This window comes from Ruegeria sp. BB7, assembly GCF_056539365.1.
The window spans coordinates 31,325-43,240 of sequence record NZ_JBQFUV010000008.1; the positions used below are offsets into that span (position 1 = coordinate 31,325).

The 11,916-nt window shown below is 59.5% G+C and carries 11 protein-coding genes; 1 reads left to right on the forward strand and 10 read right to left on the reverse strand.

Annotation, left to right across the window (positions count from 1 at the left end):
- The first annotated feature begins 8 nt into the window (after nt 1-8).
- A complete protein-coding gene (locus ACR0D7_RS13175; protein ID WP_480679419.1) occupies nt 9-986 on the forward strand; it encodes an HpcH/HpaI aldolase/citrate lyase family protein in 978 nt (325 codons plus the stop codon).
- A 67-nt stretch (nt 987-1,053) separates the two neighbouring features.
- On the opposite strand, the gene ACR0D7_RS13180 is transcribed toward ACR0D7_RS13175, so the two are convergent.
- From ACR0D7_RS13180 to ACR0D7_RS13225, 10 genes are all read right to left on the reverse strand, one after another.
- The gene (locus ACR0D7_RS13180; protein WP_480679420.1) at nt 1,054-1,956 is read right to left on the reverse strand and encodes an FAD:protein FMN transferase; all 903 of its coding nucleotides are present in this window, start codon (nt 1,954-1,956) and stop codon (nt 1,054-1,056) included.
- The gene (locus ACR0D7_RS13185) at nt 1,953-2,468 is read right to left on the reverse strand and encodes a nitrous oxide reductase accessory protein NosL (RefSeq protein WP_170575101.1); all 516 of its coding nucleotides are present in this window, start codon (nt 2,466-2,468) and stop codon (nt 1,953-1,955) included. Before ACR0D7_RS13185 ends, ACR0D7_RS13180 begins: the two co-directional genes overlap by 4 nt.
- Entirely contained in the window at nt 2,465-3,286 is an 822-nt protein-coding gene (locus ACR0D7_RS13190; protein ID WP_480679421.1) for an ABC transporter permease, read from the reverse strand. Before ACR0D7_RS13190 ends, ACR0D7_RS13185 begins: the two co-directional genes overlap by 4 nt.
- Nucleotides 3,287-3,294: 8 nt before the next feature.
- A complete protein-coding gene (locus ACR0D7_RS13195; RefSeq protein ID WP_480679422.1) occupies nt 3,295-4,176 on the reverse strand; it encodes an ABC transporter ATP-binding protein in 882 nt (293 codons plus the stop codon).
- Nucleotides 4,166-5,422 carry a nitrous oxide reductase family maturation protein NosD gene (locus ACR0D7_RS13200; protein WP_480679423.1) on the reverse strand — a complete coding sequence of 419 codons (1,257 nt, stop codon included), beginning with the start codon at nt 5,420-5,422 and terminating at the stop codon, nt 4,166-4,168. Before ACR0D7_RS13200 ends, ACR0D7_RS13195 begins: the two co-directional genes overlap by 11 nt.
- Nucleotides 5,423-5,424: 2 nt before the next feature.
- Entirely contained in the window at nt 5,425-7,332 is a 1,908-nt protein-coding gene (gene nosZ / locus ACR0D7_RS13205; RefSeq protein ID WP_170381874.1) for a TAT-dependent nitrous-oxide reductase, read from the reverse strand.
- Nucleotides 7,333-7,347: 15 nt separating this feature from the next.
- Nucleotides 7,348-9,471, reverse strand: a complete 2,124-nt coding sequence (locus ACR0D7_RS13210; RefSeq protein ID WP_480679515.1) for a 4Fe-4S binding protein — start codon at nt 9,469-9,471, stop codon at nt 7,348-7,350.
- Between the two features lie 44 nt (nt 9,472-9,515).
- The gene (locus ACR0D7_RS13215) at nt 9,516-9,854 is read right to left on the reverse strand and encodes a hypothetical protein (RefSeq protein ID WP_480679424.1); all 339 of its coding nucleotides are present in this window, start codon (nt 9,852-9,854) and stop codon (nt 9,516-9,518) included.
- 255 nt (nt 9,855-10,109) lie between these two features.
- Nucleotides 10,110-10,373, reverse strand: a complete 264-nt coding sequence (locus ACR0D7_RS13220) for a hypothetical protein (RefSeq protein WP_480679425.1) — start codon at nt 10,371-10,373, stop codon at nt 10,110-10,112.
- Nucleotides 10,330-11,853 carry a cytochrome D1 domain-containing protein gene (locus ACR0D7_RS13225; RefSeq protein WP_480679426.1) on the reverse strand — a complete coding sequence of 508 codons (1,524 nt, stop codon included), beginning with the start codon at nt 11,851-11,853 and terminating at the stop codon, nt 10,330-10,332. Before ACR0D7_RS13225 ends, ACR0D7_RS13220 begins: the two co-directional genes overlap by 44 nt.
- Nucleotides 11,854-11,916: the final 63 nt, after the last annotated feature.

Genomic DNA, 11,916 nt, shown 5'->3' on the forward strand with positions numbered 1-11,916 from the left:
TCAAACGCATGAGCTTTCATTCAATCGACCAGGCCCCCGGCCGCCTGAACCGCAGTGAACTGGCCGTTCCCGGTAGCCAGCCGGGCATGTTCGAAAAGGCAGCTAAATCGGATGTGGATGTGATCTTCCTTGATCTGGAAGACGCGGTCGCACCTGATGAAAAGGAACAGGCGCGTAAGAACATTATCGAAGCGCTGAACGATATCGACTGGGGCAACAAAACCATGTCGGTGCGGATCAACGGGCTCGATACTCACTACATGTACCGCGACGTGGTGGACGTGGTCGAACAGGCCGGAGAACGTCTGGACCTGATCATGATCCCCAAAGTGGGAACCGCTGCAGACGTTTATGCCGTCGATATGCTGGTGACACAGATCGAGGACGCCAAGGGCTATAAAAAGCGGATCGGTTTCGAGCACATCATCGAAACGGCGCTTGGCATGCAGAACGTGAGCGAGATTGCGGCGGCATCAAAGCGCAACGAAAGCCTACATTTCGGCGTTGCGGACTATGCTGCGTCGACCCGCGCGCGCACCACGATCATCGGCGGCGTAAACCCCGACTATTCGGTCCTGACCGACCCCGACGCTGACGGAGGCCGCATGACCCATTGGGGGGACATGTGGCACTACGCTCTGGCCCGCATGGTCGTCGCAGCACGCGCCAATGGTCTGCGCCCGATTGATGGGCCTTTTGGCGATTTCCAAGACCCCGAAGGCTATCGTGCGGCTGCGAAACGCGCCGCCGTTCTGGGCTGCGAAGGTAAGTGGGCCATCCACCCTAGCCAGATTGCGCTGGCAAACGAAGTCATGTCCCCATCGGATGCCGAGGTGAACAAGGCGCAGCGCATTCTCGTTGCAATGGCCGAGGCCGAAGCTTCGGGCAAAGGTGCCGTATCACTGGATGGCCGCCTGATCGACTATGCCTCGATCCGTCAGGCCGAAGTGTTGGTTGAAAAGGCCGGTCAGATCGCAGCGGCTTAAACCCTTGGCAAGCTGAACCTGTGAATGCGAGGTCGATCCGGCCTCGCATTTTTCATTCTCGGCAAGTTTATCCGACCATCTCAAGCACGGCCCCGGGAAAGGATGCGATCACGGCATCCATCTGAGCCCGTGGCAACAGGCACAGGGCCGTTGACAGGCCATCGGCGACCGCCGCGGTAGGCGCAGAAACGGATACAACCTGCTTGGGGTGATGTGATCCATTGGTGCTGAGAATATGCCCCTGTGTCTCTGTCAGCATGACGCTGTTGGTGTCGGATGTCGCGACGGCTCTGTCGCGAAGTCGGATCGTCTTCTGAACCTCGCCAGCCGAACCTGCAAGACCGACTTGCCAGGCTTGACCGTCGTTCCGGTGCCCGTGGGCTGCGATTTCCCCCATGTTCACAAGTACATCGCGCAAACCATGCGAAGCAAGCAGGGCGCTGATGCGATCGGTAATGGCCCCTTGCGCCACGCCATTCAGGGTCAGGGCCGACAATCCGGGACGAGAAAGGTTGATCACCTCTGCCTGAACCGAAACGCGATCCCAGCCCACCGTTTCCAGTGCCTTCGTCAAGTCGGCCGGGTTTGCACTAGAGGCAAGTGCGCGCCAAACGGGCTGAATGGAGGGATCGAACAGGCCGTCGGAAGCTTGATGGAGGGCCGAGCACAGGCTGAGAACGTTCAGCAGATCAGGGGAAGGTGCCAGCAGATGCCCATCATGGTTCAAACGGCTGATTTCAGAATTGTGACGGTAGAGGCTAAAGATGTTCTCCAGCCGGTTTACCTCGGCCTCGACGGCAGAGAAAATTGGTGCGGCTTCTGCGGTGGTTAGCCCCTCTAAGCGCAAGCTGGCCTCAGCCCCCAATGCAACGCCGCGCCAATGCGCCACGGGGGCTGTTGCGGCTCCGACAGGAAAGGCTGCGCAAGCGGCCGTCATGGTCAAGAACCGGCGACGCGAGAGAGAAGTCATGAGGGGGTCTCCAGTATCAAGTCCAGATCCACAGGGCCAAGCACCTCGGTATCCGGAATCTCAGAGAGAGGTAGGGAAGTTCCGCCATATTGGCCGATAAAGGCTTTGGCATCGGTGGGATTAGCAAAGGGAACAACCTCGCGCGCGCCCATACCACCGGCGACATCGGCCCCGACCACAAAGGTTGCGCCATCGGCGTCGATCCAGTTGGAAATGCCCGGCTGCCGCCAATTCGGGGCGACGCCCATGTCGCTGACATAGACGGCAGTGATTTTGGCATCACGCTCGGGGCTTTTGAGATAGGCCACCATGTCGCGCACCTGCGCAAAGAAAAGCGGGGCTGGGTAGCCGTCCAGATGAATCTGCCCCTTTGGCCCGCCATGTTCGGCGATGTTCATCTGGCAGAAAAAGCTGAGCGCATCCGGGGTCAGATCGACCGGGTCCGGGGCCTCGGCCACTTCTTCCTTGCAGGCGGCCAACGCGATCAATGCGATCAGGGCAAGATGTTTCATGGCTCGACCCTCCGAAACGCGAGGCGGGCAAGGGCAAAGCCGAGCACTGGCCAGATCAGCAGCGAAGCAGGCGCGGCCCAGACGGGCAGGGCCTGTGCGGCGCCGGTCATGCCAGAGGCCATCGCAACGCCTTCAGTTGCGGCGATGTTCCACAGACGGAATGCGTCGGCCGGGTTGGCTACCATCACCCATGGAAAGACGGATTGGGTGAAGGTGCCGCCCTTGTCCATGACGACGGCCCCCAACAGGCCAAGATCATAGAGGACGACAAAAACCAGCCAGAGCCCGGCCGACAGACCTGCTGCTGCCGTGGCGCCCCTCGCCAGGGCAGACAGCAGGTAACCCAGCGCCAGAAACACGGCGCCCAGCAGGATCGAGGTGAGGATGAGACGCACCAGAGCCATCAGGCTTTCCGGTCCGGCCCCGCCAAAGAAGGCGGCCACTGCGCCAGCAGTGCCGAAACCAACGGTCATCGCAAAGGCGAGGGCAGCGAGGTGCGCAGTATACTTGCCCAACAGGATTTCTCCGCGCCCTGCCGGGTAAGACAGCAGCAGCGACAGGCTGCCTCGGTCCACGTCACCAGCGATGGCGTCGAAGGAGATCATCAGCGCTAGCAAGGGGGCGAGGTAGACCGACAAGGTGGTCATCGACGCAACCGAGACAGTGAGCATGTCGACGCCCAAAGTGCCGGTTGGGGCGCTGCCAGCAAAGGTCAGCGCCAAAGCGAACAGCACCATGATCAGCGTGGCGACCAGCAGCCAGCGGTTGCGGCGCAGGATCAGCATTTCAGTGCGGGTGATAGCGAGGAAGCGGGTCATTGCATCTCCTACTGAGCGTAATGGCGATAGAGGTCTTCCAGCTTGGGCGGGGTCATTTCCACATCCGCCACCGCATCGCCCAGTCCGGCGATGCGGCGCAGGGCCTCCATCTTGTCGTCGGGACTGCAGAGTAGTTCGACCGACGCGCCGTTGATCCGATTGCCTCCCAGTTCTGCGGCCAGCGCTTCTGGATTGTCACTGGCGCGGACCTTCAGGCGGATCGGCAGACCCGCCAGCGCTGAGAGGTTGTTCAGAGTGTCATCAGCCACCATCCGGCCCTTGCGCATGATAGCGATACGATCGGTGCGGGCTTCGACTTCGGTCAATGCATGTGAGGCGATGAGGACCGCCGTACCCTGTGCGGCCAGCTCATCAATGATGGCATAGAGATCCTGCCGTGAGATCGGGTCCAAGCCCGATGTCGGTTCATCCAGCAGTGCGACCTTCGGCTGACCCAGCAGGACCTGCGCCAGACCCAGGCGCTGCCGCATCCCTTTGGAATAGGCTCCGATCCGGCGATCCAGCGCGTCGCTCAGACCGACGCGCTCCAGCAAGGCAGGCACATCGGCTTTGGCTCCGGAGAGCTGCGCGAACAGGGTCAGTTGCTCGCGGCCCGTAAGCGCCGGGTGAAACGACACCGCTTCGGGCAGGTAAGCCGTTTCGCGCCGTGCCTTCGCGCTGCCGGGGGCGGCGTCTCCGATCCGAATGGCGCCGCCGTGGATCGGCGTTAGGCCGAGAATGGATTTGATCAGAGTCGACTTGCCCGCGCCGTTATGACCCAGCAGCGCAACGCGCTGACCGGGGGCAAGAGACAGGGTGATATCGTCAAGAACGCGGGTTTTACCCCGGTCCTTGAATACATGGTCGATTGACAGGGCCTTATCCGTCATGAGGCACCTTTTTCATAGCTGGGGGTTCAGGGGCTTGCATCAATGGGTTGCTGTCCATCACACCACCCGGCAGAAGCGCCGGGAAGGCCGATTGCGACCAGCGCACCAGCTGCACGGCAGGGGAGCCGAGCAGCAGTTTGGCTGCGGGTTGGGTCCACAGCACATGGTCCATACTGTCATTGGGGCGATAGGGGGCATCGGCGATACCATTGCCATCCACATCAAAGGCGGCGAAATCGGACCAGTAGTTTCCGCGCCCGTCTTCGGACCACTCAACCCATTTGGTCGAAACGTATTTTACCTGGGTCCGGTTGCCGACAAAGGCGTTGCCAAGAATACGGTTGCGTTCACTACCGGCGGTAAAGTGAATGCCGATGCCGCAACCCTGGAACCAGTTGTCGGTGAATTCGTTCTTGTTGGAGTTATAGAGGAAGGTGCATTTTTCCTTGGCACCTTTCACCACATTTCCGGTGATAACGCTCTTGTTGGCGTAGTTCAGCATCACGCCATGTTCACGATCCCCGATCGAGACATTGTTAGCGACGGTCACATTGGTCGTGAACATCACCGCATAGCCCAGATCGTTGCCGATCGAGACATTGTCGCTGACCACCGAATTGTCGGCATACATGTAGTGCACGGCGAAACGCAGATCGCGGAACAGGTTGCCGGTGAAGGTATTTTTCTTGGACGAGTTCACAAAGATCCCATCACGTCCAAAACGAATGTCGTTATCTTCGACCCGCGCACCCGGCGCGTTCCAGACGTAAACGCCATTACCACGGTCGTTCATTCGCCGGTCTTGCCGTCCTTCGATCCGGTTGCCGCGTACGATGCTGCCTTTGGCACCATGGATGTCGATGCCATAGAGATTGCCCAGCAGCACGTTATCCTCGACCACTGGCGCGTGGGCCGTCTTGGTTAGTTGGATGCCGCTGTCGATTCCGTCATGGTCCGAGCCTGAGCCGATCACCGTCAGCCCGCGCACTGTCACGCCCGGCCCGGTCACGGTAATGACGCTGCCTTTGCCTTGTCCGTCAATGGTGGCCTGTCCCAGCCCATCAATCGTGATGGGCCGGTCCAGCACCAGCGTTTCAGAGTAAACGCCGGGGCTCAGGCGGAGGGTGTCTCCATCCGCCGCCTGCGCCAGTATCTCGTTGATGGCCCCCGCCCGGTTGGGCACATCCCAATCCGCCGCCCAAAGGGGCGAGCCGAGCAGGAGCGGTATGAGCAGGGACCAACGCATTGTTATGCGCTCCGCGGCTCAACAAACATCCGGCCGCGCATTTCCATGTGAAGCGCGTGGCAGAACCACTGGCAATAGAACCAGTGTACGCCCGGACGGTCGGCGATGAACGTGACCGAGGCGGTCGCCTGCGGCCCGATCTCCATTGCGATGCCAAAGTTCGACAGGCACAGCCCGTGGGTCACGTCGTCCACGTCATCCAGGTTGGTGACGTAGAGCGTAACCTCGTCGCCCTGCTTGACGGTGAACTTCTCAAGGCTGAACACCGGCGCGGTCGAGGTCATGTAGACGCGGACCTTGTTGCCGTCACGGATTGGTTCCTCGGCCCCTTCTTCCAGATCGACACCGTCAGCCTCGGCCTGTTTGCGCGCATCTTCCCACATCGGGTCGTTGCGATCCCAGACGTTGACCGGGTTCACCTTGGACCGGTGAACAAGGATCGAGTCATGCGGTTCCGCAAAAGTCGGGCCGTCATGGACCACCTTCATCTTGTCGCCCGAGATGTCGATCAGCTGCTCGTTTTCAGGCTTAAGTGGACCCACGTTCAGGAAGCGGTCTTTCGAGAACTTGTTCATCGAAATCAGCCACTTGCCATCAGCTTCGGCGGTTTCACCCATTGAGGTCGAGTTGTGGCCCGGCTGATAGTGCACGTCCACCTTGTCAACGATCGGATCAACATCCGCACCGGCATAGGCTTCGATCGCCTTGGCGATGTCCCATTTCACCACCTGGCTGTCCAGGAACAGGGTGGTGTAGGCGTTGCCCTTGCCGTCAAACGCGGTGTGAAGCGGGCCGAGGCCCAGCTGCGGTTCCGCCACGATGGCCGAGCGCGGATCGGCGTTGTCGGCAAACAGCGCGTCGACTTTTTCCACGTCAATCACGGATACGGTCGGCGACAGCTTACCGTTGATCATGATGTGTTTCTTGTCGGGCGCGGCGTTCACGCCGTGCGGCGAGTTCGGGATCGGGATATAGCGGGTCAGATTACCGCCAGCTTCCTTGCGGCCATCGACGACCTTGACGCCGTTCAGTTCCTGATAGTTCCCGGCAGCCACGGCCTCTTCAATGGCCTTGAGGTTGAACACGACCACATGGTCCAGCTCGTTCTCGGTCATCTCGGCCAGGTTCATGCCCATTTCCGAGTTATACGAGGTCGAGAACGCGTATTTGCCCTGATAGTCGCAGTCAGTGTTGTCGAGGTTACCCGAAACCATCACCTGCCATGCGATTTCCATCGTGTCACCGTCAATTGCGGTGAAGATGTTCACGTATTGCGACGGATCGTCGAGGATCTGGCCGTCATTGACCAGCGGTGCCTCGTGCTCACCATTGGCAAAGATGTAACCGGTGCGCGGGTATTTCTGCGGACGCAGGCCGTGGATGTCATGCGCGTTCGGGATCTCGATGATCTTGTCGCATTTCATCACGTCGCAACGCACGCGGGCCACGCGGGTGTTGGCCTTGTCGTTCATGAACAGGTAACGGCCGTCATAGGTGCCGTCTGTGAAGGACATGTGCGGGTGGTGCAGGTCGCCGTTATCGTAGGTGACCTTGCCATTTGCGGCCAGGTATTCCTTGGTTTCTGGCAGCAGGCCTTCTGTCAGGATCTTCAGCGACTCGTTGGTCTGACCCCAGCCAGTGGCCGAGCAGCGGTTGAACACCGGAATACGCATCAGTTCGCGCATCGACGGTACGCCGAGGATACGCACCTCGCCGGTCTGACCCGAGGACCAGAAGCCGTAATATTCATCCAGCTCACCGGGCTCCAGCGCGGCGTTTGCGGCGGCACTGGCTTCCTTGGCGGTCATTAGGGTCGAGCCCAGACCGGTCCCGGCAATCACGGCGCCAGTTGCGGTTGCACCCAGCATCCCACGGCGTGTGATATTCAGTTTGTTTTCATTGTCCGACATGATCGTTCCTCCTTTTTAGGAAACGGATTGCGGTTTGGCGTTCGGATGGTTCGCCGGTGGCTGTCCGAGTGGGGTCTTCATTTGGACCGACCCTGTCTTGGCCCGCCGTTTCAACTGGCGGATAACGACGGGACATTTCGTCTCGGACTGGTAGAGCACCTGACAATGCAGGCAGGTGACGCACTCGTTCGGATTGATCTCACCGGTGGGGTGGATCGCCTGAACGGGGCATTCGTTGGCGCAGGTCTGACAGGGGCTGCCGCAATCGGGATAGCGGCGCAGCCAGTCGAACATGCGAATACGGGCAGGGATCGCCAGCGCTCCGCCCAGCGGACAGAGGTAGCGGCAGTAGAACCGTTCGATGAACAGCCCGATCCCCAGCAGGAGCAGCGCAAAGACCACAAACGGCCAGTCGCGCATGAATTTCAGGATGATCGCGGTCTTGAACGGCTCGATCTCGGCATATTTCTCGGCCAGCGGGATCGAGACAAAGCTGAGACCGAACAGCCCAAGAAAAATCATGTATTTCGCGGGCCACAGGCGTTCGTTCAGACCCCAGGGCAGGGTCCATTGCGGAACCTTGAGGGCGCGGGCGAGTTTGTTGGTCAGTTCCTGCAGCGCACCAAACGGGCAGAGCCAGCCGCAATAGGCACCCCGGCCCCAGAACAGCAACGCGGCGGCGACGGCGAACCATTGGATAAAGACCAGCGGATCCAACAGGAAAGCATCCCACGAGAACCCGGTGCGCAGGCTGCCCGCCAGCGCCATCAGGTTCACCACGCTCAACTGAGCGTTGGCATACCAGCCAATGAAGAACAGCGTCATGGTCAGATATCCGATGCGGAACCAGTAGAAGACGCGCGCATTCATCGTCGCGTGGAACTGGAAGAAGAAAGTGGCAGTCAGCACCAGCAGCATGACGCCCAGCACCGCAATCTCGACCGTGCGGTCTTTCCATATACGTTGCCACAGGGCCGCTTTGGCAGCGGCCTCTCCGGTTGCGTCATCGACCACCACAGGGGCAGTGACGGGCAACAGGTACTGTTCGGGCAGCTTGTAGCCCAGATCGAAGGTCAGGAAGGTTTTTTCAACTGCGCCGACGGCACGCTGTACTAGCAGTTGCAGGCGAAACGGCTCGGTCGGATCAAATTCGGCGTCGGCTGGGATTTTGAAGATGTCCAGTTCGCTGAAGCTGGGCGCATCCGGCGCGTCAACCTCACCCAGACGGCGCTGTTGGCGGTCGAAGAAGCGGACCGAACTGTCGCCTTGGATCAATTGAATTCGGTCAAAGATACCGCCGCGTACATAACCCGAGCCTTTGAAGCTGTAAGCCCCACGACCCAGCACAAGAATGGCGTGTTCGCCCTCGTCCAGCCAGTTGGTCAAGTTCTGATATTCAGCCTCTCCCAACAGCGACTTGCCGATCGACGGAACCGAAACCAGCGCCATATGCATGTCGATAAAGGTATCATCCGGCTCGCCCGGTTCCGGGCGCTTGATCGCGCGCTGATCCCCCGTCGCCTCGAAGGCGGCATTGACCTGACCAATATCCAGCGTCAGCCTCCGGATTGAACCGTCTCCGGAGAGGGTGGTCCAGTCATAGATGGCATTTTTCGCCATATCGACTTCGCGTTTTGGCCCATCCGACTGCACCGGAGACAGACCGCCCAGCCCCAGCGCACGGGCTACTTTGATGCCGCCACGTACAAGGCTGTCGTCGATCACCATGATGGTCACGGTCGCGCCCGAGATGATGTCGAGGTCATGCCCCTCACCCCCGGTCTCGGCCTCACGCTTGAGATCTAGCCCAGCGTAACCCTCGGTCAGCTCAACCATACGCGAATTGGGAATGCCGATCAGAACGATAGGCTCCGAGTGCTTGACCAGTTTGACCCCGGTCAGCACCGCATCATCATCAATGGCGGCGACCACGTGGATGGGTTTGCCGGAATACCCGGTGGTTCCCACAAAATCAGAGGTCAGGAAGGCCCATGCAACGGTCTCGCGGCCTTTCAGAATGGGGGCAACGGGCACGTCATCGCGCACCGGACCAAAGGCATCGGCACCGGGAACCAGATCGGCGGGTTCAATTTCGGGCAGGAAGCTGGCCAGACTGTCGGCATGGGCGCTGATCGCCATCAGGCAGGACAGGGCAAAGGCTAGCAGGAAATGGATTGCGCGACTTACGACCACGGCGCACCTCCGATTAATTGGGTGGACGCCATGGACGCGCGCAGGGCGCGTTCAGATTCTACTTGGGTCGCACTTGGGGGACCCCGGGTTTCGGGCCACAATCGTTCTATGCCGTTGTCATGTGGCAGATCGTGGAAATCGCAGCTTGCCATATAAACAAAGCCGTCCTGTTTCAGGATAGGCAGGTCCGGCACCGGGACCGCAGATGTGACAGCACACAGGGCGCAATCAGCGCATTTCGGACAGGGCGCGGTTGGGTCATCGGCTTCTTTCTCAAGATCCACCTGAACCCAGACCGCCCCTGTCTCCGAGCAGATCTCCACCCACATGCTTTGTCCGGGACTCGCCAGTGCCGGGCCAAGCAGCTGCAATAGCAGAAGGAGGATGCCCGCACATGCACATACGACGCGGGACGCGCGAACAGCTGAAATGTGCAGAGGGTTGAGGGCGGGCATGGAGAATCCAACTCGGCAATCTTTCCAGAGTCGTATGTTGTCCTCTCGATTCGAAACTTGACTTAAGTCATTTGTTCGCGAACTGCCCCAAATTTAATTTTAGGAAGTTTTTGGAGAAATAGCAGATGGTTAGTCGTCGGCTTCATCCATCAATCCGCGCAGCCAGCGACCGGCCAGCCAGGACGCAGGGATGCCCAGAGGGATTGACCACAGGATTGCTGTGACGGGTTCGATAACGCCAAACCCGGCGCTGTTGGCGATCAGCCCTGCCAGAAACAGGTTGATGGCCACGGTCAACGCCGTGGCCGGATAAAGCAGAATGGCCAGTTTCCAAACAGGCCATTTGCCTTCAGTGGCTGGTTCCTTCCGAGAAGGTGATTTTGTTCCAGACATTGTATTTTCCAGACGGTTTGCGCATCGGCAGGCGGCGAACCTCTTCCAGCGTCTGCGCGTCATAAACGATCACTGCGCCATCATCTTCCCAGATGGAAACCAGTGCGTGGCGGCCATCCTTGGTGAACTCGACATGTGCCACGGTTTTGCCGGGCGCTGGGCGCAGAGTTTTAACGATCTCAAGGCTTTGCTTGTCGATCACATGCATGGCGTCCTTGTTGGGTCCAAAGAACACATCGGCCCAGACGTAAGGCGAATTCTCATGGCTGCGCATGAAGAACCCGGGTCCCTCGGTCTTGATCCGTTTGACGGTTTCCCATGTCTGCATATCGATGACCGACACGGTGCCGTCGGTCAGATGCGGCGTGGCCATTACGGTTGTATCGCCATGTTTCCAAGTTATGCCCGAGCCCAGATGCGGCATGCCCGGTAGGTCCAGATCAGCCACCTTGTGACCAATCACCAGATCAATTACCTGACCACCTTTGCCGTCGCGGGAGGCGCCCATGACGTATTCGTAGCTCTGGTCGAAAAAGAAATCGTCCAGATAGTCCGGCGTGGTGATCTTGCGCACCGGGAAGGGGTCCGGGTTCTTGAACTGACCCTCGATGCGGAAGTCATGCCCAATGCCGGATTGCGGCGGATTGGCGCCGTAAAAGACCTCCCAAATCTCGGGTACGTCTTTCAGAGCCAGCACGAAGCTCTCACGCGGGGGCGCCTGATAGACAGCCGAGACACGGCTGGGAACGCCCTTTTTACTTTTGATCTCAACGACCTTCGCAACCGAGAGGTCCTGCGTTGACAACAAGGTCAGGCTGTTCGGTAAATAGTTCGCCACGGCCACCCATTTGCCATCACCAGACATGGCGATGTTGCGGCTGTTCAGGCCCGCGCGTACGCGGCCCACCTGTTTCAGGGCCCAAATGTCGTATTTCTGGACCCAGCCATCGCGGGACATGATGAACACATAGCGCCCATCGGGGCTGAACTTTGGTCCACCATGCACGGCAAAAGGCGTCTCGAATCGATCCAGAACCTCGAACGTATCACCGTCCAGAACGCTGACATGGTGGTCACCGGTCTCAACCGCCAACGTGATATTCATCGGATCGCTGTCCCAGACAGGTGCGTTAACCGGAACATAGTCCTCATCCAAAGTACGGCTAGCCATGATATCGGCCTCGCCCCATTCTGGGTCAGTTTCCAGCGGAGATTTCAGCCAACCCGCCAGCTCCTCGATCTGCAACGCGTCCAACTCATGCGAAAAGGCGGGCATCTGAGTGGCCGTACGCCCTTCGGCAATCACAGCAGCCACACGGGGGCCACGCATGCGTTTCAGCGTCTCGGGGATCAATGCGGGGCCGACCCCACCCAAACGGTTTTCGCCGTGGCAAGACGCGCAGTGTTCAGCATAATCCGAAGGTGCATCCGCCCATGCCGCTCCTATGCTCAAGACCGAACAAAGCGCTCCAATCTTCATCTTTTCCAAAATACTCCCGCCGGAGGCTCCCACAGTTTTCACGGGCGCCACGGCTGAAGGGAC

Coding starts and splice junctions, on each gene's coding strand:
- ACR0D7_RS13175 (WP_480679419.1), top strand. CDS start 9: ATGAGCTTTCATTCAATCGACCAGGCCCCCGGCCGCCTGAACCGCAGT.
- ACR0D7_RS13180 (WP_480679420.1), bottom strand. CDS start 1,956: ATGACTTCTCTCTCGCGTCGCCGGTTCTTGACCATGACGGCCGCTTGC.
- ACR0D7_RS13185 (WP_170575101.1), bottom strand. CDS start 2,468: ATGAAACATCTTGCCCTGATCGCATTGATCGCGTTGGCCGCCTGCAAG.
- ACR0D7_RS13190 (WP_480679421.1), bottom strand. CDS start 3,286: ATGACCCGCTTCCTCGCTATCACCCGCACTGAAATGCTGATCCTGCGC.
- ACR0D7_RS13195 (WP_480679422.1), bottom strand. CDS start 4,176: ATGACGGATAAGGCCCTGTCAATCGACCATGTATTCAAGGACCGGGGT.
- ACR0D7_RS13200 (WP_480679423.1), bottom strand. CDS start 5,422: ATGCGTTGGTCCCTGCTCATACCGCTCCTGCTCGGCTCGCCCCTTTGG.
- nosZ (WP_170381874.1), bottom strand. CDS start 7,332: ATGTCGGACAATGAAAACAAACTGAATATCACACGCCGTGGGATGCTG.
- ACR0D7_RS13210 (WP_480679515.1), bottom strand. CDS start 9,471: ATGGCGATCAGCGCCCATGCCGACAGTCTGGCCAGCTTCCTGCCCGAA.
- ACR0D7_RS13215 (WP_480679424.1), bottom strand. CDS start 9,854: ATGTGGGTGGAGATCTGCTCGGAGACAGGGGCGGTCTGGGTTCAGGTG.
- ACR0D7_RS13220 (WP_480679425.1), bottom strand. CDS start 10,373: ATGTCTGGAACAAAATCACCTTCTCGGAAGGAACCAGCCACTGAAGGC.
- ACR0D7_RS13225 (WP_480679426.1), bottom strand. CDS start 11,853: ATGAAGATTGGAGCGCTTTGTTCGGTCTTGAGCATAGGAGCGGCATGG.